The sequence below is a fragment of the Microbacterium sp. NPDC060117 genome, from assembly GCF_042729315.1.
Lineage (GTDB): Bacteria > Actinomycetota > Actinomycetes > Actinomycetales > Microbacteriaceae > Microbacterium.
On record NZ_JBHWXR010000004.1, the window covers coordinates 394,351 to 415,944 of the forward strand.

A 21,594-nucleotide genomic window follows, 5' to 3' on the forward strand; every position below is an offset into this window, starting at 1 on the left:
AATCCTATGGTCGGATGCGGATGCGGATGCGGATGCGGATGCGGATGCGGATGCGGATGCGGATGCGGATGCGGATGCGGATACTGCCCGACCGCATCCGCGGGGATCAGAGCTGGTCGAGCAGACGGTCGATCTCGGCGAACCGCGTCACGGTCGGGTTCTCGATCAGCTGTCCGCGTGCCGTGACCAGCACCGGGGCGTCAAAGGCGCGGAAGCCGTCCAGCGGGTTGGCGTCCAGCAGCACCAGATCCGCGGCCTTGCCGACCTCGACGGATCCGGTGATGTCCGCGATCCCGAGAATTCCGGCGTTCACCTGGGTGGCGGCGTGCAGTGCGTGCGCAGGGGTCAGACCGCCGTGCCGGGCGAGGAAGTCCAGTTCGCGCCAGGTGTTGTAGTGCGTGACGTAGGTGAGTGCGGAGTCGGTGCCCATGCCGATCTCGACGTCGTTGGCGAGGGCGTCGGAGATGCCCTGCAGCATCTCCTGCATGATCATCTCGGCGTTGGCCTTGACGATCTCGTTCACGCCGGTGATGCTGCGATCCAGCTTCACCAGCGGCAGGCAGGCCTGCAGGGTCGGGACCAGCGTGGAGTGCCCGCGCAGCGATCGCGGATTGTCCTTGTAAAGCGCGATGATCTCATCGGTCATCCCGGAGCCGTGCTCGATGGTGTCGACGCCCGCGCGCAGGCAGGCGGCGATGCCGACCGCGCTCTGGGCGTGGGCGGCGACGATGATCCCGGCGTTGTGCGCCTCCTCGCAGATCGCGGTCATCTCCTCCTCGGTCATCTGCGGGCGGCCGGCCTCGCCGATCGCCCGGGCGTCGGTGACTCCACCCGTGGCGGCGATCTTGATCGCGGTGACGCCCTTGCGCAGGTTGATGCGCACGTTCTTGCGGGCGGTCCACGGATCGTCGCTGATCAGGGCGATCTGCGGCGCGCCGTGGCCGCCGCTCACGGCGAGCAACGGTCCCGAAGCGAAGATCCGCGGGCCCAGGTACTTTCCGGCGTCGATGGCGTCGCGTGCGCGGACCACCTCGTACCGGGCGTCGCCGAGGCTGCGGATCGTGGTGACCCCGCTGTTCATCTGGGTGATCACGTTCTTCTTGGTGCGCGAGTCCAGCAGCGGCTTGCCGAGCGGGCCGTGCATGAACACGGCAACGGCCTTCTCCATGCCTTCGCTCGTCATGAATGCAGGCAGCGGCTTGCCGTCGGAGAACAGGTGCGCGTGCGCGTTGATCAGCCCGGGCGTGAGGTAGCGGCCGGCCGCGTCGATGCTCCGGATGCCTGCGGGCACGGTGACCTCGGCACGCGAGCCGACCGCGGAGATCGTGCCGGTGGCGTCCACGAGCACCGTCTGGTCGGTGAGAACGGTGCCGGCGCGGTCGCCGGTGACGACGTTCGCGCCGACGATGGCGAAGGGGATGGTCATGAGCGGGGCTCCTTCTGGGGATGGGGCGGGGACGAGTGGTTCAGGTGGCGGCGCGGCGTGTGCGGTCCGGCAGGCGCAGATCGGTGAGGAAGGATCCGATCTTCGTCCCGATGCACAACGCCGCGAAGGCGAGCAGGGCGCCGGTGACCGCATCAGCCTCTCCGGTGGACAACGCGACGAGCCCGACGCTGCCGGGCACGAGGAGGAGGAAGGCCGGCTGGAAGGTGGTGGCTGCGGGGATCCCGACGCTCAGTCGTTCCAGCAGCCGAGCCGCGATGAATAGCGCGGCCGCAGTCGTGCCGGTGGCGACGGCGCTGCCGGTGAGGGGGGTGAGCAGGGACAGCCCACCGTAGGTGCCGAGCATGACGACGAGGCCGACCGTGGTGAGCGCGACCCCGGCCCCGAGCGCGAGGCCGACACCCGCGGCCAGCACGGCGACGCCGATCCAGGCGAGCCAGAGCGGCGGCGCGGCCATCCAGCCGGCCGCGAGTGCGGGCGCCGACGCGGGCTGGCCCACCAGGCTCGCCGAATCGGGGTCCACATGCAGCCCGGTCAGCGCGCCGCCCGCGGCGATGCCGGCCGCCATGAAGCCCAGCACGATGAGCCCGTAGGCGAGCCGGGCGGATCCGGTCACGATGTCGGCCGCGGTGAGCTCCAGCAGTGCATTCGTGATGAGCGCACCGGGGACGAGGATCGCGATCGGCGCGCACACCGCGTACAGCGGCACCGGGCCGGTTCCCAGCCAGGATGCGATCGCGCCGACGAACAACGTCGAAGCGAATGCGGCCGTGAACGGGATGACCGCGGCCGTGCGCGAGAGCCTCCCCATCAGCCGCACGAGTGCACCGACAGCGGCCCCGCCCGCAGCGGCGGTCGCGATCGCCCACCACGGGCAGCGGAACAGCACTGCGAGCCCGATCGACACCATCGCACTGCCGCCGATCCAGGCGAGCGCGGGATGGGGCATGGTGCTGTCACGGATCGCGCGGATCGCGGCTGGCGCGTCGCGCACGGGCACCGAGCGATCCTCGATGCCACGCAGCAGCAGCATGGACCGCGCCGCCTGACGGGTGCTCAGCGCGTCGCCGGTGGCGGTGCCGATCACGGCGGATCCGCCGCGGTCGTCCTGCCCGATCAGCACGGCGGCGGGCAGCACCGAGACCGAGAACCGCTCGGAGCCGGTGGCATCCGCCACAGCGACAAGCCCGGTGCGCACATCCGTGACCGACAGGTCCGCGTCGAGCAGAAGCGCTCCGAGCTCTGCCAGCGCGGCGGCGGCACCGGGCTGCATCGGAGCCATTCCGCTCGAGCCGCCGGAAGGCGCTTCGGGGTCCATGCGCAGATCTCGTTTCGGTGAAGGGGTTCGAACATATCGCGACAACGCTCTCGCCCATTCGGTCGCAGGGCCCGAGCAACCTGCTCCGGCGCGATGTGACACACATCACGGTGATCTGTGTCGAGCGCGTCGCGCTACGCTCGAGGCTCCGCTGCGGTCGGCCGAAGGGGGAGCGGATGCAGATCCGGCACGGGGTGCTCAGCAGGGTGCTCGGGGTGGTGCTCGCCGTCGCGGCGGTGGCGTTGACCGGCTGCGCTCCGGCCGCCGCAGATGCCTGTGTGAGCGGGCGCCTGGAGTACACGGCGCCGGTCGCGGAGGACGGCGGCACCGAGCGCACCGTGCCCGCGAGATCCTCGACGGTGCAGGTGTGGGCGGCCTCGTCTTCGGACGGGAGACGGGCACTCGTCCACGAGGCCGGTCTCGACGATGACGGGCGTTTCGAGGTATGCGCGCGGAATCGATCCCTCGTCGACGTCGAACTGCGCTTCCTCGCCCAGCACGAAGGGCTGTGGCGTGTCGTGTCCGAGGGTGAGGAGGTCGTGGCCCGGTTCACCGCGGAGGACGTCGGCACCACCGTCGCCGCGGGGCAGCACCACGACATCGGCACGATCGCGGTGCCCGACGACGAGGCCGGAGCCTGGCGGATCGTCGACGCCGTGACGGACCTCTATGACGCGCGTGCCACGGAATCGCCGTGCTGGGCGGCACAGTCCCGTACCGACTGCGCCGAGGCGACCTACGTGTGGCCGGCGTCGGATCCGGAGAACGCCGGGTTCTGGGACCACGCCACCGACCGCATCGTGCTCGGCCGTGACGACGCGAACTCCCGGCACTTGATCCTCCACGAGACCGGGCACTGGTGGCAGAACCAGCTGTACGCCGACGACTTCCCCGATGTGGTGAACTGCGACACCCACTACATCGACACGCCCAGCTCGCCGAGTTGCGGGTGGACCGAGGGGTTCGCCGACGCGGTCGCCGCGCAGGTGCTCGGTGACCGCGTGTACGTGTCCGACAGTGGTGAGGTCTCCCCGTTCGAGGAATCCGTCGGCACCGCCTGGGCGGGCGGCGACTCCACGCAGGGGAACGTCGCGGCGACCCTCCTCGATCTCTGGGCGCTGCAGGAGAAGGGTGAAGGCTGGGCGTCGAGCATCGCCTTCATGACGGGGCACCCGAGCGCGGACCTGGGCGCCTACATCGCCGATCGCTACCCCCAGCGCCCTGCGACGGTCTCCGACATCCTCCGCAGGCACGGCATCGACCTCGGCTGATCGCGGAGCGGGATCCGTCAACTGGTCCGCGCGTGACGCAGCGTGCCGTCCGATCCGGTGCTGTCGATCTTCCACACGCCTTGGTGCAGCAGGAGCGCAAGCTCGGCGCTCTCGCCGTCGGCCGTCGCGCGGACGGTAGCGGTGGTGCCTGCGTCGGTCACGGTGCGGAACGTCGCCGCGTCCAGGCGGAGCGTGCGCGGGTACGGCACCGTCGCGTCGGCCGCGAGGGCGATGCCAGGGCTGAGTGCGACAGCGTCGGCGAACGCGGCGGGATCGCTGCTCAGCGCGCCGGCGACGATCGTCTCGGCGCGTTCGGGGGTGAAATCTGTCGTGGTCATGTGTGGTCTCTCTTCCTGTCGGGATCCGATGGGACTCAGCTGCAGCGACCGACGAGGACGCCCAGAACGCTGACACCGCTCAGTCGCTGGCTGGCGCTGTCGTCGGTGTGGATGACGTTCGCGTTGCCGATCACTGTGCCAACTGTGAGGCTGTAGGTGCGGGCGATGAACGCGCCGGCGACGCCTGTCACCTGAAGGGTCAGGCTGGTTCCCGCCGGGATGTCGCGCCGCAGGGTGACCACGGCCTGGTTGCCGTCGACGAGGTGGATGTCGAACAACCCCATGGTTCCGCCGAACACGAGGTTCGCGAGCCCTGTTCCCTGCAGGATGAACGTCGATCCTGCGCTGATCGTCTCGCCGACGGCGGCGATGTGGAACTCCGGGAAGCTCGCGCCGATGCCGAGGATCGTCAGGCCCCAGCAGGAGGACGTCACCACGACGTTTCCCTGCCCGGACGCGGCGCGCGCCGGAGCGGCGACCGCCGCCGCGATCACCGGGATAGACCAGGCCGCGCCCTTGATCACGGTGCGACGCCGGATGATCCCGGTCCGGGCTGCATGTGGTGTGACGCGTTCGTCGGTCTCGATCGGCATGTGCTGGTCCTTCCCCCTCGATGAGTGCTCCACGCCGGCGATGGGGCGGCGGAGCAGGTTGGGATCAGCCTCGATGCCGCGCGCGGGCAACGTCCGCCGGTGGCGGGGATCAGACCGTGAAGCGGCGCAGATCGGTGCGGGCAGGGCGCGGGATGCGCCTGCGAGGCGCACATCGAGCCCTCGAACGGGGAGCGCGTCAATCGCGAGCGTGTGATGCCGGATCGCCGGCGCGCAGCGCCCGCCGCAGTGCCGCCGCGCTAGGGAAGCCGCTCATCGCGGCGAGGGTGCGCAGCGGCCGATCGCGGTGCAGGGGCGATGCGGACAGCTCGCGGAACAGCTCCAGCCGTGCGCGGCGCAGCTCGTCCGCGGCCGTGGTGCCGAATGCGGCGAAGACGCGGTTCAGTTGTCGAGGCGACAGAGCCAGTTCACGGCTCAGCATCGACACGGTGAAGGCGGGATCGCGTCGATGCGTGTACACCAGCGCCATTGCGGCGGCGCGCCGATCGCGAGGGCCGACGGGGCCCGCCTCCGCGCGCGCAACCTCGTTCAGCGTGCCCGCGATCAAGTCGATGCCGATGCCTGCGAGCGTCTCCCGGGCTACATCGGTGACGGCGAGCGTGGACGGGTCGATGTCGACCAGTCGCAGCAGGGCAGACACCAGCACGGATCCCGGCGGAACAACGGTCAGGTGCTGGCTGACAGGGTGACCGCGGCGGCGCAGCGCGGAACCTGCGACCCACGCCACCTGGGCGTGTGTCGGCGCATCGATGAGGATCGTCACCGGATCCCGGCTGACCAGCAGCAGTCCGTGGCGGCGGTCGGCCCGCAGGGGGCGCGGGTGCTCCGAGGACGACACGAACGCCTCGCCTTGCCGGGCGAACACGAAAAGCACGTGCGCGTCGTCGTGCGGGGCAGAGATCCGGTAGCGCCCGCGGGATCCTCGAAGATCATGTACGGCAGCCCCGTGGGCGTTGAACAGCAGGCGCTCGGCGAGTGGTTCGCTCGCGGAATCCCCCGTGGAATGTCGATATGCAGTCACGTCAAGCCGCTCCCCAACGGCGCGCCCCGTGGCGCAACCCCCCTGGAAGCGCCCGGACCTGGAGGCAGTATAGGCACGCCTGCCTGCGGGTCCGTCAGGCACTCAGGAGCTTGCTGATCGCGAAGAAAGCACTCCTGATCGGGATTTCTCAGCTGAGATTCCGGACCGTTCGGAAAAGTCGAATTCTCGTGAGGTGACGCAGAACCGCCGTGATCGTGCTCGGCGGGGCGAGTCCGCAGTCGGGATGAGGTGAAGCTGGGCGGGGTTCCGCGGACAAGGCTCAGTCGCCGAAGGCTCCCGGCGCCTCCGCCGGGGCGTCGGGTGCGGGCGGCGCCGGGATCGCGCCGGTATGCCCCTCGGCCTCGTAGTCCGGACGCGGCGGCTGCCGGCGCTGGTGCGCACCCTCGCCCCCGAGCCGTCCGCCGTAGGGTCTGCCGTGGTCGGCGAACTCGTCGCGCACGAACACGAACCGCCAGCCACCGGCGGTGAAGCGCGCGCCGGTGTGCAGGGTCTCGACCGGGCGGCCCTCCTCCTCGGCGGCCTTCGCGATGTTCGCGCTGGTCTGTCCCGGGCCGATCATCTCCAGGTCGTAGTCGTCGTGACCGTCGTGACGGATGATCGCGTGCACCGCCGCGATGCCCTCGAGCCGGATCTGGCAGTCCGCGCCGGATCCGATCCGCGTCTCGTCCTCGGTGATCTCATGCACCAGATGCGTGTCGTCGAAGGTGATCAGCAGATGAGGATGCCCCGCGCCCCAGTCGGCGTGCGTAGTGGTGCCGCGCTGCTCCTGCGTGTTCATGTCGGACCTCCTTCGCGGAGTCCGGGCGGCGTGGATCATCTCTCCAAGACGCTCAGCGGGGTGTCGCCACGGGCTCTCGCCTATCGCGATCGTAGCCCCGTCCGGGGCCTTCGGCGCCGGTTCTGGGAATGCTGTGCGGATACTCCGCCTCAGGGGCCGTTGAGCGTCACCTCGACGCGCTGCGCTTGCTCAGCACGGGTCTTCGCGAGACGAAACGCGGCGCCCGACGTGAGCACCGCGTTTCGTCTCGGTCGCCTGCGGCGTCCTCGCTCAACGACCCCGGGGTAGGGGCCTGCAGCGTCTTCGCTCAACGGCCCCGGGGTGGGTGCCCGCTGCGTCCTCGCTCAACGACCCCGACGAGGAGAACGCCCCTCAGCCGTGGTGGTCGTGCTGATGGCCTTCATCGTGCGCGTGGCCGTCGTCGGAGCCGTGGCCCGCGCCGTGGTCGTGTCCGCACCGGCACTCGCCGTCGCTGCACGCGCAGGCCGCGCCCTTGACCGAGCGCGGAGCGTCGAGCGACGGGTTGCGGTCGAAGAACCCGAACGGCTTGAGCCAGAACGAGATCGTGTCGGCCGGCATGATCGGCCAGTCCTCGGTCCGCGTGATGTGGTGGATCCCGAAGTTGTACCAGAGCACCACGTCCTCGTCGACGAGGTTCTCGTCATCCGCGATCCACGCCGTCATGCCGTTGCCGAGGTCGTCGACGGCCTGCGTCGGATAGTCGCCCGCGGGCCAGAACTGGTCGTCGTGGTGCCGCGTCACCCAGACGGTCTTGCCGATGACCGGGTTGCGCTTCAGGATCGGTGAGGACTCGTCGAACATCGCGGGGAACGATGCGGACGGCACGAGCTTGTACGCGACGGGTGCGCCCCACGCATTGAGCTTGTTCGGATTCTGCACCTTCCAGCCGCGCTGACGCTCCCAGTCGAAGCTGCGACCCGCCTCCGCCTCGGAGCGGATGACCGTGGCCTGCGTATGCAGGTCGAGGCCGAACGGGTTCGACTCCGAGATCGGCGCGGGCATCGAGTCGGACTCCACGACGGTGTTGCCGTCCCCGTCGACGTCCAGGTCGAGGCGAGCGATGAGGAAGTGCTGGTGGAACGGCGCGTAGGTGCGGGTGTCGATCGTCGTCCCCGTGGCCTTGCCCTGCTCGCCCTCGGCCATAGGAGTGGTCACCATGATGCCCGTGGCGCGCACCTCGCACTCGATGTTGCCATCCTGATAGAAGCGCCAGTAGACGAGGTACTCGTAGTTGGCGACGGTGGCGTGCACGGACACCACGAACCGGCGCTGGCGGCGCACCTCGGTGCCGGAGTCGGGGTCGACGTGCTTCCACAGCACGGCGTTGTCCTCCTCGTGCAGGCAGATCGCGTTCGTGATCGTCCAGGGCTGACCGGCGGTGTCCGGCAGGACCGCATCCAGGTAGGTGATCTCGCCGAGGCAGTCGCAGCCGAGCTCGAGCGAGGTGCACATGTATCCGAGGCCCCACTCGCCGATGTCGAAGGCGGTGCGCCGGTAGTGGTCGAAGCTGGAGTCGCGGTAGGGCACGATCATCTCGGCGAACGACATGCGGTACGCGACCTCGCGCCGGGTGCCCGCATCGTTGAAGCCGACCTGGTAGATCACCGGCCCCTCGCGGTAGTTGAACCCGAGCCGGAAGTCCCAGTTCTGCCAGCGGATCCGGGATCCGTCCACCTCGAAGGAGACCCCCTCGGGCTGTACGATCTGCAGCGGCGTGAGGTCTTCCCGCGGCGTGATGCCCGCCAGCTCCGGCACGTACTCGCCGTGCACCTCGGGGAAGCCGTAGTCGTGGTGGTCCTCGATCTCGAGCACCTCGAGGGTGTTCATGTCGACGATGATCTTCAGCCCGCTCACGGGGTGGGCGTAGGGGTTGCCGTCCGGCGTCGCGCGCATCCACAGATCCACCCAGCCGAGACGCCGATCGCGCCACTTGTCCGGGATCACGGCGCCGCCATACGTCCAGACGTCGAACAGCACGAGGTCGACGTCGTCGATCCCGCGACCTGCCAACGCGGCGCGCACCTCGGGGTTCGCCTTCATGGCGTGATCGCAATCGTGGTACTCGTCGATCGTGAAGTTGGGGGTCACGCCCGGCACATGCGTCCACGACTCCACGACGTCGGCGGTGAGGTCCACGACAGCCTCATAGACCTCGTTGGTCTGCTTGCGCCACAGCACCGCGAGCGAGCGCCGCACGATCGGATCCCCGTCGCGCCAGGCCTTGACCTCGGTCTTCGGCGGCTCCTTGAGGATGATCGAGGCGTACCGCCAGCCGGCGTCGATGCCGTGTTCACGGGCGAGCACGGCGGCGGTGGCGGAGAACTCCGCCCCGGTGAGCGAGTCCAAGGGGTGCGATGGCGTGGGCTGCTGCGACATAGAGGTCCCGATCGTTCGATCTTCGGGGCGCGCACCGATGCGCGTCCCGGCGGACTTCGAGTCTGCCAGTCCGGCGCGGACCGCGCGAGGGGAATCGCACCCCGTCCGGGGATCCGTCTCAGCCTTCGAGAAGCGCCTCGAACTCGGCCTTGACGTCGGCGCGATAGGAGTCCGTGTCCAGCGTCGCCGGAGGAACCTCGCCGTCGAGGAACGCGGTCATCCCGGCCGTGAGCGCGTCATCGTCCTGCGTCACGATCCGGATGGCCCCCTCCGGCAGAGCGCCGTACACGGAGCCGAAGGACGTCGACACGATCGGCAGACCGCAGATGGCGGCCTCGATGAGCACCATCGGCTGCCCCTCGTAGAGGCTGGACAGGACGAAGCAGTCGGCGGCGGCGAGAAGAGCGTACGGATTGCGCTGCGCGCCGGTGAGGAACGCCACGTCGGAGAGCCCCGCCTCGTCGATCTGCTCCTGCAGGTCGGCGGCCAGCGGACCCGCACCCACGATGAGCAGACGTGCCTCGGGGTGCGCCCGATGCACGGCGAGGAATGAGCGGATCAGGCGGGCGTGGTTCTTCTCGGGACTCAGACGACCCACCGTGATGAACCAGCGCAGGTCGCCTTCGTCGGCCTGGAGCGCCTCGTACCAGGCGGGTCGCGGCGGGATCTCCCGGTCTGCGGCCTCGTGCTGCGCGTCGGACTCGGAGAAGAACTCGCTGAGGGGGCGCCGCGCGCCCAGGGTGACGTGCTCGACATCGGGGAAGTTGCGCACCGTGCGGAAGTGCTCTCCGGAGGCGTACTCGGCGAGCTCGATGCGATTCAGCTCGGTGAGCTGGTGCGACACCGACACGAGCTGGTCGTATTCGGAGTACATGGCGAACACGGCGCCGAGGCCGCGCTTCATGCTGGCCCTGCCGTTCACCGTGCGTTCGCGGTCGGACGCCATCTCGTTGTGCATCCAGATCGCGCGGACCGGATCCGGCCCGCCGTCATCCACCGCGGGTGCGTGCAGCAGAAGGCTGGTCCACAGCGGGCCGTAGCCGCTGAAGTCGGCGACCCAGTCGAAGCGGGCGTGACCGAACACGCGCATCCACTCCGCGTTCCACAGCTCCTCGTGCCAGGGCTCCGCGCCCGGGGACCGAGGGGCTCCGCGCCAGTCGTCGACGCGGCGGCGCAGATGCACGACCTTGGACCCGTTCATCCCTCCGATGCGGAACACCTGCCGCACCTCGGCGGGGATGCGGGCCTGCGTCAGCGGATCCGTGCTGAGCCGGCGCTTGGGCAGCAGCGCGGTCACGTCATACCGGGTGTGATCGATCGCGCCGAGGAGGTTGAGCGCGCTCGTGGTGATGCCGTTCGGCTTCATCCCGCCGAGGTACACGAGCAGCCGCTTGCGACCGTCGTGGGCGGTGGGGCGGGCGCGGTAGCCCTCGCGGGCACCGCCGAACACGATGTCGACGACGCGTGCCGTCGCGCCGCCGTCTTCGAACGGTGCGAAGCGCAGGGCCCAGGAGGCGTACTGCGGATGCGGGTCGGAACCCTCGAGGAGAGATCGCAGCGCGCGGCCGGTCTCGGCGGCGTCGTCGGCGACGGGGCCCGGCAGGGTGTCCAGCGGCATGTAGGTGCCGCGTCCCGAGGAGTACAGGTCGGCATCCGGAGTGAAGAACGCGATGGGGCGACCCGTCGCCAGGTAGTCGAAGAAGATCGACGAATAGTCGGTGACGAGGCCGGCCGAAGCCCCCAGCAGCACGTTGGAGGGGATCGAGTTGGGGGCGAGCGACCGCGCCAGCTCCGGACGGGCCGAGGCGTGCGCGTGCACGATCTGATGCGTCTTCAGCACGACGACGTGGTCGTCGCCGACACCGGCCTGCAGGGCGGCGAGCTGGGCGGCGAGCTCGTCGATGTTGTCCTCGGGGTCGTCGAAGGAGCTCCCGCGCCAGGTGGGCGCGAACAGCACGATCGGCTTTCCGCCGAGCAGGACGCCGCTGCCCTCGAGCTCCGCGCGCACGGCCGCCTCGGCCGCATCGTCGAGTCGCTGCCGGTCGATGCGGGGGTAGCCCTCCTCGATGAGGGTGCCGGGGTAGACGTTGGTGAGCCGGTAGGCGCCTTCGTACATGGTCTCGGCCATGAACGGATTCGCCGCGAGCAGGTAGTCCGACATGAGGAAGTTGCGCAGGGTGTTCGCCGACTGCACGGCTCCGGACGGCATGTCGAAGCCCATGAGCTTCAGGGGTGTGCCGTGCCAGGTGTTCAGATAGACCTGGCCCTCCCTCTTGCCGAACCAGGTCGGGAAGGTGGCGTTGTTGATCAGCCAGCCGCTCGCCGCGAGCGCCTGACGATAGGAGGCGGATCCGCGACGCACGAACGAGACCCGGCGGTCCGCGGAGAACTCGTTCTGGAAGCGGGCGATCGCGTCCTCGTCGGCGAGCGCCCAGACGTGCGTCAGGTGGGCGTAGTCGGGATCTGCCAGCAGGTGGCGGAAGATCGCCTCCGGATTGCAGAGCATGCCGTTGCCGGCGAACGACTCGTACAGCACCTGATCGGGGCGCACCGGACGGGAGCGCCAGAACGCGATGCGCTCGGCCTCGACCGCCCGCTTCAGACGTCGGGCAGCGGACTTCAGACGCCGCACGGGGGAGGAGAGTGACACGGAACAAGGATATTGGGCGCATGCCGAGCGAACGCTCGGAGAACGTCGGGTGGACGGACGGTGACGCAACACCGTGCTGACAGCCATCTCGGAGCAGCGGCAAAGCAGAGGCCGCTACCCTCGGGGCGTGACCTCCTCCGCTGTCGGCACCGCCTCGGAGCGGTCCCTCCCCGCCTCGGCGCGGGTGACGGCCGATCCGCGGCGCCTGGGGCTGTGGGCCGGGCTCATCGGGCTGTTCGCGGTCGCGGCCAGCGCGGCAGGATCCTGGATCCCGTCGCTCTGGGGCGACGAGGCGGCGAGCCTCATGTCGGCGACGCGTCCGCTGTCCTCGCTCTGGCACATGCTGAGTTACGTCGACGCCGTGCACGGGCTGTACTACCTCGGACTGCACGCCTGGATCGACCTGTTCGGGCCGAGCGCGTTCTCGATCCGATTCCCGTCGGCGCTCGCGATCGGCGTCTGCACCGCCGCCGTGGTGTGGCTGTGCGGACGGTTCGAGCGGATCTGGTTCGCCGTCGTCGCCGGCGTGTTCACCGCACTCCAGCCCCGCCTGATCTTCGCGGGGGAGGAGGCGCGCTCCTATGCGATCGGGGCGGCGTTCGCGGCCGTGCTGCTCGTGCTGCTCATCGAGATCGCCCGCCGTCCCGGACGTGCGACCTGGTGGTGGGTCGGCTACGCGGCGATGCTCACGGTCGCGATCTGGACGTTCCTCTACTTCGCGCTCATGGTGTTCGCGACGCTCGCGATCGTGCTGCTGTCGCCCGAGCTGCGCCGACGATGGCGGGCCTGGGCGCTCAGCACCGGGATCGCCCTCGCGCTGTGCACGCCCCTGGCCTGGTTCGGCTTCCTGCAGCGCCGCCAGATCGCCTTCCTCGCGGTGCGCGAGTCGGTCACCGCCGAGGTGGTGCTGAAGAACATGTGGTTCCAGGAGTGGTGGTTCACCGCGATCGCCTGGATCCTCATCCTCCTCACCGTGGTCGTGTTCGCCCGCGAGATCGTGCGAATCTGGCGGGGCGGCGGGCGGCTGTGGCGCACACCCGGAGTCCGCCTCGAGGTGGTGGCGCTGAGCTGGATGATCGTGCCGATGGGTCTGCTGCTCGCGGTCACCCCGTTCGTGGCGGTGTACACCGCCCGGTACGGCACGTTCTCGGCGCCCGGAGTGGCGATCGTGATGGCACTCGGCGTGCGCGCGCTGGCCCGGATCGGGGATCGATCCGGCGATGTCCCTGGGGGCGTTGCGGCGGACGGGCGCCGCCGGGAGGGGCCGCGTCGGGAGGGCTCGCGTCGCGGGTCGTGGCTCGCGGGGATCGCGATCGCCGCCGTCGTGATCGCCGCCGTGCCGGTCGCGGTGCTGCAGCGTGGGCCCTACGCGAAGAACCAGTCGGACTGGAACGACATCTCCGCCTTCATCAGCGCGAACGCCGAGCCGGGCGACGGCATCGTGTTCGACGACGGTGCCCGACCGTCCCAGCGCACCCGGCTGGCGAAGGCCACGGATCCTGCGGCCTTCCGCAACACCACCGATCTGCTGCTGAAGACGCCGTATCAGAAGTCCTACACCTGGTACGACCAGACCTACGGGATCCCTCGGGCGGCCGGAATGGGCCGATTCGACGGGGTCGATCGGATCTGGGTGGTCGAACTGCGCTTCGACGGGGTCGTGGACTCCTGGGGCCTCAGCGACCTGCGCGAGCTCGGCTACCACGAGACCGCGCGCCACGACGGGGCCGGCAGCGTGATCCTGCTCTACGAGCGCTGAGGATCGGATCCGCCCGGCCCGGGGCTGTTGAGCGGGCATGGCCGGAGGCCGCGCGAGACGAGACGCGGTGCTCTTGAGAGCTGGCGGCGTTTCGTCTCGGTCGCCTGCGGCGTCCTCGCTCAACGACCCCGGAGGGGTGGTGTCGTGCGGCGTCCTCGCTCAACGACCCTGGAGGGGTGGTGTCGTGCGATGTGCTCGTTCAGCGACCTCGGACGGGTGGTGTCGTGCGGTGCGCTCGCTCAGCGACCTGCCGAGCCTGCGGCGACCGCGGCGGCGTGCGCGCGTCCGCGGACGAACGTGGCGCGCACCCGTGCGGTGAGGAACGCCTCGGGGCCGTCGCGGAACGGATCCGCGTCGAGTACCGCGAAGTCCGCGGATGCGCCCGCGCGGAGCACGCCCAGCTCGGCCTCCCAGCGCGAGGCGTACGCGGCGTCGCGGGTGGCGCGGCGCACGGCGTCGGCGATCGCCATCGCGTTGCCGGGGACGTTCGCCGGCAGGGCCGGGTCGAACGCCGAGCGCCGAGTGGTCGCGATGAACAGGTTCGGCAGCGGGTCGAACGGCGCGGTCGGCGCATCGGTGCCGAGCGCAAGCGTTGCGCCCGCCTCGGCGAACTCTGCCCAGGGGTAGCCGCGCTCGACGCGATCGTCGCCGAGCATCGCACGCCAGTTGTCCTGGATCGCGGGGTCGCAGTGCACGGGCTGCATCGAGGCGATGATGCCGAGGCGCGCCAGACGCAACGGGGTCGCGTGATCCACGGTCTCCAGGTGCTCGATCCGGTGGCGGCGGTCGGCGCGCGGGCCGTTCGTCGCGACCGCGGCTTCGAGGGCGTCGAGGGCGAGTGCGGACGCGGCATCGCCGATCGCATGCATCGCGATCTGCAGGCCCGCGGCGTCGGCGCGGGTGACGACCGCGGTCAGCGACGGGAGGTCCCAGAGCGCGTCCGGCTGCGAGCCGTCGGCGAACGGCGAGCGCATCGCCGCGGTGCAGCTGTCGATCACACCGTCGACGAACAGCTTGATGCCGGCGATCCGCAGACCCTGGCCGGAGTGCTCCCGGTGCAGGGCGATCGCCCGGTCGACCGCGGCGGCGTCGCCCTCCGCGGTCGCGGTGCGGTACACGGCCCAGTGCGCGGCGACGTGCATCGGAAGGACACCGTCGTACCGATCCTGCACGGCGAGCATCGCGCGCAGGTCGGGCTCGCCCAGCGCCATGTCGACCGCGGCGGTGACGCCGGCGTCGAGGTAGGTGCGCAGCGCCGCCTCGAACTGCGCTTCGCGGTCGGCGTCGCTCGTGAGGGCGTCCAGCCGCTCGCGGAGGAACGCGAACACCGCATTCTCCAGCAGCATGCCGGTGGCGTGGCCCTCGGCGTCGCGCTGGATCGTGCCGCCGAGCGGATCCGGGGTCGCGTCGTCGATGCCCAGTTCCGCGAGCGCCGCCGTGTTCAGCCAGGCGGAGTGGTTGTCGTTCGCGTTCAGGTAGACGGGGCGGTCGGCGACCACTGCGTCGATCATGTCGCGGTGCGGCGCCCGGCCGTCCAGGCTGGAGAACAGCCAGCTGCGGCCGAGGATCCGCGGTGCATCCGGGTCGGCGGCGGCCGCCGTGGCGATGCGCGTCTGGATCTCGGCGAGGTCGGGAGCGTCGTGCAGATCCACCTGCTCGAGCGACTCGCCCAGCCCGATGAGGTGGGTGTGCGCGTCGACGATGCCGGGGATCACGAGCGCCCCGTCGAGCTCGACGACCTCGTCCGCGGCGAAGGCATCGGCGGCGTCGGTGTCTCCGACGAAGAGGACGCGGCCGTCCTCGACGATGAGCGACTGCGCCCACGGCGGGGTGTCGGAGGTGAAGATCGCACCACCGCGGTAGTGCGTCGTACGGGTCTCGTTCGAAGTCATCGGTGTCGGATCCTTGTAGGTGCGGATGGTCAGAGCGAGGCCTGGGAGCGGGGCGAGCGACGCACCAGCACCAGGTAGAGGATGAACGGGACGAGCAGCCCGACCGGTACCGAGAGATCGATGCCGCCGAGCGCCGCGGCGATCGGACCGGTGAAGACCAGGGTCGCGCTGCACATCAGCGAGGCGCCGATGCCGACGAGCACCGCGACCGCGCCGGGGACGTGCACGCCGCCGGTGAACCAGAACCGGCTGCCACGGCTGTCGTCGGCGAGAGCCGCTCCGTCGTAGCGGTTGCGTCGCCACAGCATGTCGGCGAGGTACACGCCCATCACCGGTGCCAGCACCGTCACCGCGAGCTGCAGGGCGCTCGACACGCTGTCGAGGAAGTTCCACACGAGCAGTGCGAACAGGGTCATCAGCACGCCGACCGTGCCGTCCAGCAGCACGGTGCGAGAGCGGGGCAGGCGGATGCCGACGGCCTGCAGGGCGAGGCCGGAGCTGTAGGCGGTCATCGCATTGTTGGCGATGGTGCCGACGATCACGGAGATGAGGAAGATCGGCGCGAACCAGCCGGGCAGGAACTTCTCCAGCCCCGCCTCCGGATCCGACATGTCCACGGAACTCGCGGCGAGCACGCCGACGAAGGTCGCGAGCACTCCGGGGATCACCATTCCCAGCGTGGTCCACAGTGCGACGTCGCGCACGCGCGTGGCTGCGGGCAGGTAGCGGGCGAAGTCGGCGCTGTTCGTGTACGACAGCGGGCCGGACGCGACCAGCGCGACGCCGGCGGCCATCATCGCGACCAGTTCCAGCCCGTGCAGCGGGTGCGCGGGCGCGTAGCCCCACTTCGCGCCGCCGACGACGAACACGGCCATGCCCGCGAAGATCACGGCGAGCAGGATCGCGAGCGGCTGGTACAGCCGCATGATCAGGCCGTGGCCGTACACGCTGATGACCATGGTCGCGGCGGCGATCACGACGGCGCTGATCGCGATGGTCCAGGGCGATGATGCGATCCCGAGTCGGCCGAGCAGCCCGACCGCGACGGTCGTGGCGGCCGCCCAGTTGATCGCGAGGTAGCAGACGCTGATCAGCCAGCCGGCGATCGCGACGTTGAACCGGTTGCCGGTGATGCCGTACATCGCGCGGGTGATGATCTCGCTCGGGGTGCCGGCGGCGGGTCCGGATCCGGCGACGATGCCGGTGATGATGGAGAAGAGGTTGCCGATCACGATGACCAGCAGCGCCTGCCACAGGTTCAGACCGAGCAGCACGAGGGTCACGCCGATCACGACGGCGAGGAAGTTGACGTTCGGGGCCGCCCACACCGCGAACAGGTCGCGGGCGCGGCCGTGCCGCTCGGCGTTCGGGATGTAGTCGATGCCATGCGTCTCGACCCGCGTGGCGCTGTCGGTGGGGACGGGGTGCGTGAGGGCGGGGGACGGGTCCGCGGTCTCGGGGGGTGTCGTCTGCGACATGGGTCCTCCAGGGCGAAAGGTCGGGTGCGCGACGTCCTTGTTCGCGCTCGACACGCAACGCTAAAGATCCAAAACGATTTGGACAAGCGGATTCCGCGATTATCATCGCGGCATGCGCAGACAGCGATCGACGATCCGCGACGTGGCCCGTCGTGCGGGAGTTTCGGTGACCACGGTGTCGCACACGTTCTCGGGCAACGGCGTCGTGAACGAGCGCACTCAGGCGCGCGTGCGCGCGGCGGCGACGGCGCTGGGGTATCACCCGGACGTCGTGGCGAGCGGGTTGCGTCGCAGCAGGCTCGGGGTGATCGGGCTGGTGCTGCGGCCCGCCGTCGGCGTCGAGCCGCAGCAGATCCAGGACGTCGACTACTTCCCGCGGTTCGCCGGGGCGGCCGCGCTCACGACGCTCGCGCACGGCTACGCGCTGATGCTGGTCGCCGATCCGACGGTGCCGCAGGCGCCGAGCACGGCGTGGGCGTGCGACGGCATCATCGTGACCGACCCCGTCGAGGACGACCCGCTCATCGCTGCGCTGCGCGCGGGCGGCATGCCCTACACGCTGGTTGGGGCCGACACCGCGGACCCCGGGGATCCCCACGTCGTCGACATCGCCACCGCCCTGATCACGGACCGCGTGCTCGAGCATCTCGCCGCGCACGGGGCCCGCCGGATCGCCCTGGTCGTCGGCACCGATCCGATCGAGTGGAACTCCGCGACCGAGCAGCGCTACCGGGAGCGTTTGCCCGGGCATGCACAACTGGTGCGGCACGTGCCGGAGCTGGCCGAGCAGGAGGAGCTGGTCGCAGTCGCGGACGAGCTGCTCGCCCTGTCCGAGCCGCCGGACGGCATCTACTGCATGACGAGTGATCACGCCCGCGCGCTCGTGGACCGGCTCGTGGCTCGCGGCGTCCGGGTGCCGGAGGACGTGCGCGTGGTGTGCGGGTCGGACGCGGAACGCCTGCGCGGCGCGATCCCGGAGATCACCGCGGTCGACCTGCAGCCGCAGGCGCTGGGGCGTCAGGCGGCGGCCGGACTGCTGGGGCAACTCGAACCGGAGCTCCTGGTCGACGTGCCCGCCCCCGACCACGGCGCACTCATCGTGCGTGCGTCGACCGCGGGCTGAGCCGGTTCGGGCGCCGAGCCCCGCGGATCCGCCGTCCTGATGAGGGCGGATCCGCGGCGCCCGGTCAACGCGTCGACGCGTTCCCGGCGGCGATGACGGCGTTCAGCGTCGCGGTCAGCACCGATCCGTCCCGTCCTGCGGCCCACGCCGTGCCGTGCGCCCCGCGGTACTCGATCAGCGTCAGCGCCTCGCCGTCGCTGCCGGGGCCGAGGCTCGTCTGCTGCAGGTCGAGGATCTCGATCGGCGCCCCGTGCATCGCGAGGGCCGCCGTGAGCGCCTCCACCGGACCGACCCCCGGGTGCTCCGAGGCGTGCTCGGATCCATCCACGCGCAGCCGGAAGGTCGTGCGCGGCTCCACGGCGGATGTGTCGGTGCGCACCTGCGTCAGCGCGATCCGCGGCTCCTCACCACGTGCGAGATACGCCTCGTCGAAGATGCGCCAGAGCCCGTGCGCGTCGAGTTCGAGGCCGCTCTCGTCGGCGTGCCGCTGCACGTGCCCTGCGAGGTCGATCTCCAGCCGGCGAGGGAGCCGGATCCCGAACGCCGTCTCGAGCAGGTAGGCGATCCCGCCCTTGCCCGACTGCGAGTTGACCCGGATCACCGCATCGTAGGAACGGCCGAGGTCGGCCGGATCGACCGGGAGGTACGGCACGCGCCAGGCGATCTCCCGCTCGGACCGGCCCTCGCGCGCGGCGCGCGCGCGGTGCTCGGCGAAGCCCTTGCGGATCGCGTCCTGGTGGGTGCCGCTGAACGCCGTGTGCACGAGGTCGCCGACGTAGGGGTGCCGCGGGTGCACCTCGATCCGGTTGCTGTGCTCGACCGTGCGGCGGATCTCGTCGATGTCGGAGAAGTCGATCATCGGATCGATGCCCTGGGCATGCAGGTTGAGGGCGAGCGTGACGAGGTCGACGTTTCCGGTGCGCTCCCCGTTGCCGAACAGGCAGCCTTCCACCCGCTGCGCGCCGGCGAGCACGGCCAGCTCCGCGCAGGCGATCCCGGTGCCGCGATCGTTGTGCGGGTGGACCGACAGGATGACGCTCCCGCGCCGGTCGAGGTGGCGGTGCATGTACTCGATCTGGTCGGCGTAGACGTTGGGCGTGGCGATCTCGACCGTCGCCGGCAGGTTGAGGATCACCGGGCGTTCCGGCGCCGCGTCCCACAGGGCGGTCATCGCGTTGCAGACCTCGAGCGCATAGTCGGGCTCGGTCAGCATGAACACCTCGGGGGAGAACTCGAACCGCACATGCGGCAGCGCGCCGCCCAGCTCGAGCACGTCCCGTCCGGCGCCGAGGATGAGGGTGCGCAGCTCGTCCCGATCTCGTCCGAGCACGGTCTCCCGCCAGATCGGCGCCGTCGCGGTGTAGAGGTGGATGACGACGGGGTTGCGGATGTCGCGGATCGCGTCGACCGTCCGCGCGATGAGATCGCGCCGCGCGGCGGTGAACACGACGATCGTCACGTCCTCCGGCGCGATGTCGTGCTCGGCGATCAGACGCACGAAGTCGAAGTCGGTCTGCGATGCGGACGGATAGCCGACCTCGATCTCCTTGTAACCCATCGCGACCATGAGGTCGAAGAAACGTCGCTTGCGCGCAGGATCCATGGGCTCGGCGAGTGCCTGGTTGCCGTCGCGGAGATCGACGGGGACCCACAGCGGTGCGGCGGTGAGGCGCCGGGCCGGCCAGGTGCGCTCGTCCGCGGAGAGGGGGATCGAGACGCGGTCGTAGGGATCGGCGTAGCGATGCGACGGCATCTGCGAACGCCTCTGCCGGTTCCAGGCCGGCGCGTCGGCGGGGACGGGGCCGGCGGGCGTGGAGATTCCGGGGAAGGGGGTGCGGGTCATGCTCTTCTGCTCTCTGCGAGGGTTTCGGCGGGCCGGCGCGGCGCATCAGCCACGACGGGGTGCCGGACCGGTCAGTCCCCGCCGTGGCGGTGAAGAAGGAGGATCGCGCTCGTGAGCATGCAGGCAGTGTAGCGTTAACTCCGCAGACAAGTTGAGGAGTTGACGTGGTCATGAGTCCGAGTGTGCGACGTTCTTCGATGGCGGATCAGACCGCGGACCTGCTCCTGGAGAGGATCAGGGACGAGGAGTGGGCGCTGGGCGCCCGACTCCCTGGCGAGACGACCCTCGCCGCCCAGCTGGGGGTGGGGCGGTCCACCGTGCGCGAGGCGATCCGTCAGCTGGCGGGCCGAGGCGTGCTGTCGGCGCGCCAGGGCGCGGGGGTCTTCGTGACCGCGCTCGACGTGCGGGAGGACTGGGATGCCGTGCTGCAGCGCGCCGACATCGTGAGCGTGATCGAGGCGAGGGCGGCGATCGAGGGCGATGCCGCGGCGCTCGCCGCGGAGCGCCGATCGGCGGATGATCTCCGTGCGATCCGTCGCGCCCTCCGCAACAGGTCGGAGCACCGCTCCGATCTCGAGGAGCATGTCGACGCGGATCTCGCGTTCCATCGCGCGATCGTCGTCGCCGCCGCCAACCCGATCCTCACCGAGCTGTTCGACGGGTTCACTCCGCGCCTGCGGCAGACGATGATCGCGATGCTGCGGATCCGCGCCTCCTTCGGCGACGACGAGGACCATGAGGCGCACGTGCGCCTGGTCGATGCGATCCGTTCCCGCGACGCCGCGGCCGCCTCCCGCCTCAGCAGGTCGCACCTGGCGTCGCTCAAGGACGGCCTGCGATGAGCGCCGAGGTCGTCCGGCTGGACGGGGTGACGCTGCGGCGCGACGGGCGCGACATCCTGCGCGAGATCGGGCTCGTCGTGCGCGCGGGCGAGCACTGGACACTTCTGGGGCCCAACGGCGCCGGCAAGAGCTCGATCCTCGGCATCTGCGGCGCCCGTACGCATCCGTCGAGCGGGACCGCCGAGGTGCTGGGGCACAGGATCGGCCGCGTCGACCTGCAGGAGCTGCGACACCGCATCGGCCACGTGGATCCGCGGCATCCGCTGCGCTCGCCGCTGACCGTGACCGAGGTCGTGCTGACCGGGCTCACGGGGACGATCGAGACGCCGATGCGCTGGGGGCCGACGCCCGCGCAGACCGCCCTCGCGCAGCAGCTCATCGTCGATGTCGGGCTCTCGCACCGACGCGACGCCCTGTGGCCGACGCTCTCGCAAGGGGAGCGCGGCCGGGCGCTCATCGCGCGGGCGCTCGCGTGCCGGCCGCGGCTGCTCCTGCTCGACGAGCCGATGACCGGGCTCGATGTGGCCGCCCGGGAGCAGCTCCTGGAGACGATCGACGCCCTCGCACACCGGGATCCGCGGCTCGCATCGATCCTCGTCACGCATCACCTGGAGGACCTGCCGGAGACCACGAGTCATGCCCTCGTCATCGAGGGAGGGGCGATCGCCGCGATCGGCGCGATCGAGGCGGCCGTGACGACCGAGACGATCTCGCGCGCGTTCGCCCACCCGATCGAGGTGACCCGCACCGGCGGGCGGTGGGCGGCGCGCACGCGTCGCGACCGCAGGGCGGCCGTGCCGGCGTGACG

General features: G+C 70.5%; 16 protein-coding genes. 5 read left to right on the forward strand and 11 right to left on the reverse strand.

Annotated features, from left to right (window positions below; translation table 11 throughout):
• Positions 1-106: 106 nt before the first annotated feature.
• Both ACFWCK_RS17675 and ACFWCK_RS17680 read right to left on the reverse strand, forming a co-directional pair.
• Entirely contained in the window at positions 107-1,426 is a 1,320-nt protein-coding gene (locus tag ACFWCK_RS17675; RefSeq protein WP_378807116.1) for an amidohydrolase family protein, read from the reverse strand.
• A gap of 40 nt (positions 1,427-1,466) precedes the next feature.
• Positions 1,467-2,762 carry a threonine/serine exporter family protein gene (locus tag ACFWCK_RS17680; RefSeq protein WP_378807117.1) on the reverse strand — a complete coding sequence of 432 codons (1,296 nt, stop codon included), beginning with the start codon at positions 2,760-2,762 and terminating at the stop codon, positions 1,467-1,469.
• 176 nt (positions 2,763-2,938) lie between these two features.
• Between ACFWCK_RS17680 and ACFWCK_RS17685 the strand changes: the two genes are divergently transcribed.
• Positions 2,939-4,033 (forward strand): hypothetical protein, encoded by a 1,095-nt coding sequence (locus ACFWCK_RS17685; RefSeq protein ID WP_378807118.1) that lies wholly within the window; start codon positions 2,939-2,941, stop codon positions 4,031-4,033.
• 17 nt (positions 4,034-4,050) lie between these two features.
• On the opposite strand, the gene ACFWCK_RS17690 is transcribed toward ACFWCK_RS17685, so the two are convergent.
• The 6 genes from ACFWCK_RS17690 to ACFWCK_RS17715 all read right to left on the reverse strand — a co-directional run bounded on the left by ACFWCK_RS17690 (position 4,051) and on the right by ACFWCK_RS17715 (position 11,849).
• Complete coding sequence (locus ACFWCK_RS17690; protein ID WP_378807119.1) at positions 4,051-4,371, reverse strand: hypothetical protein; 321 nt, start codon at positions 4,369-4,371, stop codon at positions 4,051-4,053.
• Positions 4,372-4,406: 35 nt separating this feature from the next.
• Positions 4,407-4,964, reverse strand: a complete 558-nt coding sequence (locus ACFWCK_RS17695) for a hypothetical protein (RefSeq protein WP_378807120.1) — start codon at positions 4,962-4,964, stop codon at positions 4,407-4,409.
• Positions 4,965-5,160: 196 nt separating this feature from the next.
• A complete protein-coding gene (locus ACFWCK_RS17700; RefSeq protein ID WP_378807121.1) occupies positions 5,161-6,003 on the reverse strand; it encodes a helix-turn-helix domain-containing protein in 843 nt (280 codons plus the stop codon).
• A gap of 280 nt (positions 6,004-6,283) precedes the next feature.
• On the reverse strand, positions 6,284-6,802 hold the full coding sequence (locus ACFWCK_RS17705) for an FHA domain-containing protein (protein WP_378807122.1): 519 nt from the start codon (positions 6,800-6,802) through the stop codon (positions 6,284-6,286).
• A gap of 372 nt (positions 6,803-7,174) precedes the next feature.
• Positions 7,175-9,199, reverse strand: a complete 2,025-nt coding sequence (locus ACFWCK_RS17710; RefSeq protein ID WP_378807123.1) for a primary-amine oxidase — start codon at positions 9,197-9,199, stop codon at positions 7,175-7,177.
• Positions 9,200-9,317: 118 nt separating this feature from the next.
• A complete protein-coding gene (locus tag ACFWCK_RS17715; protein WP_378807124.1) occupies positions 9,318-11,849 on the reverse strand; it encodes a CDP-glycerol glycerophosphotransferase family protein in 2,532 nt (843 codons plus the stop codon).
• Between the two features lie 127 nt (positions 11,850-11,976).
• Here ACFWCK_RS17715 and ACFWCK_RS17720 point away from each other — a divergent pair, with 127 nt between their 5' ends.
• Positions 11,977-13,608, forward strand: coding sequence for a glycosyltransferase family 39 protein (locus ACFWCK_RS17720; protein ID WP_378807125.1), 1,632 nt, complete (start codon positions 11,977-11,979; stop codon positions 13,606-13,608).
• Positions 13,609-13,847: 239 nt separating this feature from the next.
• Here the strand turns inward: ACFWCK_RS17720 and ACFWCK_RS17725 are convergent, their stop codons facing one another.
• Together ACFWCK_RS17725 and ACFWCK_RS17730 are read right to left on the reverse strand one after the other, a co-directional pair.
• Positions 13,848-15,500, reverse strand: a complete 1,653-nt coding sequence (locus ACFWCK_RS17725) for an amidohydrolase (protein ID WP_378807126.1) — start codon at positions 15,498-15,500, stop codon at positions 13,848-13,850.
• 29 nt (positions 15,501-15,529) lie between these two features.
• Entirely contained in the window at positions 15,530-16,978 is a 1,449-nt protein-coding gene (locus ACFWCK_RS17730; RefSeq protein WP_233311422.1) for a cytosine permease, read from the reverse strand.
• Between the two features lie 112 nt (positions 16,979-17,090).
• On the opposite strand from ACFWCK_RS17730, the gene ACFWCK_RS17735 reads away from it, so the two are divergent.
• The gene (locus ACFWCK_RS17735; RefSeq protein WP_378807127.1) at positions 17,091-18,101 is read left to right on the forward strand and encodes a LacI family DNA-binding transcriptional regulator; all 1,011 of its coding nucleotides are present in this window, start codon (positions 17,091-17,093) and stop codon (positions 18,099-18,101) included.
• Between the two features lie 64 nt (positions 18,102-18,165).
• Here ACFWCK_RS17735 and ACFWCK_RS17740 read toward each other — a convergent pair whose 3' ends face one another.
• Positions 18,166-19,944, reverse strand: a complete 1,779-nt coding sequence (locus tag ACFWCK_RS17740; RefSeq protein WP_378807128.1) for a 2-isopropylmalate synthase — start codon at positions 19,942-19,944, stop codon at positions 18,166-18,168.
• Between the two features lie 197 nt (positions 19,945-20,141).
• Between ACFWCK_RS17740 and ACFWCK_RS17745 the strand changes: the two genes are divergently transcribed.
• On the forward strand, positions 20,142-20,786 hold the full coding sequence (locus tag ACFWCK_RS17745; protein WP_378807129.1) for a FadR/GntR family transcriptional regulator: 645 nt from the start codon (positions 20,142-20,144) through the stop codon (positions 20,784-20,786).
• Positions 20,783-21,592, forward strand: a complete 810-nt coding sequence (locus ACFWCK_RS17750) for an ABC transporter ATP-binding protein (protein WP_378807130.1) — start codon at positions 20,783-20,785, stop codon at positions 21,590-21,592. The genes ACFWCK_RS17745 and ACFWCK_RS17750 overlap by 4 nt, the downstream gene beginning before the upstream one ends.
• The last annotated feature ends 2 nt before the right edge of the window (positions 21,593-21,594 follow it).

Bases quoted from the DNA above. Each gene is read 5' to 3' on its own strand.
- ACFWCK_RS17675 (WP_378807116.1), bottom strand. From the start codon at position 1,426: ATGACCATCCCCTTCGCCATCGTCGGCGCGAACGTCGTCACCGGCGAC.
- ACFWCK_RS17680 (WP_378807117.1), bottom strand. From the start codon at position 2,762: ATGGACCCCGAAGCGCCTTCCGGCGGCTCGAGCGGAATGGCTCCGATG.
- ACFWCK_RS17685 (WP_378807118.1), top strand. From the start codon at position 2,939: ATGCAGATCCGGCACGGGGTGCTCAGCAGGGTGCTCGGGGTGGTGCTC.
- ACFWCK_RS17690 (WP_378807119.1), bottom strand. From the start codon at position 4,371: ATGACCACGACAGATTTCACCCCCGAACGCGCCGAGACGATCGTCGCC.
- ACFWCK_RS17695 (WP_378807120.1), bottom strand. From the start codon at position 4,964: ATGCCGATCGAGACCGACGAACGCGTCACACCACATGCAGCCCGGACC.
- ACFWCK_RS17705 (WP_378807122.1), bottom strand. From the start codon at position 6,802: ATGAACACGCAGGAGCAGCGCGGCACCACTACGCACGCCGACTGGGGC.
- ACFWCK_RS17710 (WP_378807123.1), bottom strand. From the start codon at position 9,199: ATGTCGCAGCAGCCCACGCCATCGCACCCCTTGGACTCGCTCACCGGG.
- ACFWCK_RS17725 (WP_378807126.1), bottom strand. From the start codon at position 15,500: ATGACTTCGAACGAGACCCGTACGACGCACTACCGCGGTGGTGCGATC.
- ACFWCK_RS17730 (WP_233311422.1), bottom strand. From the start codon at position 16,978: ATGTCGCAGACGACACCCCCCGAGACCGCGGACCCGTCCCCCGCCCTC.
- ACFWCK_RS17735 (WP_378807127.1), top strand. From the start codon at position 17,091: ATGCGCAGACAGCGATCGACGATCCGCGACGTGGCCCGTCGTGCGGGA.
- ACFWCK_RS17740 (WP_378807128.1), bottom strand. From the start codon at position 19,944: ATGACCCGCACCCCCTTCCCCGGAATCTCCACGCCCGCCGGCCCCGTC.
- ACFWCK_RS17745 (WP_378807129.1), top strand. From the start codon at position 20,142: ATGGCGGATCAGACCGCGGACCTGCTCCTGGAGAGGATCAGGGACGAG.
- ACFWCK_RS17750 (WP_378807130.1), top strand. From the start codon at position 20,783: ATGAGCGCCGAGGTCGTCCGGCTGGACGGGGTGACGCTGCGGCGCGAC.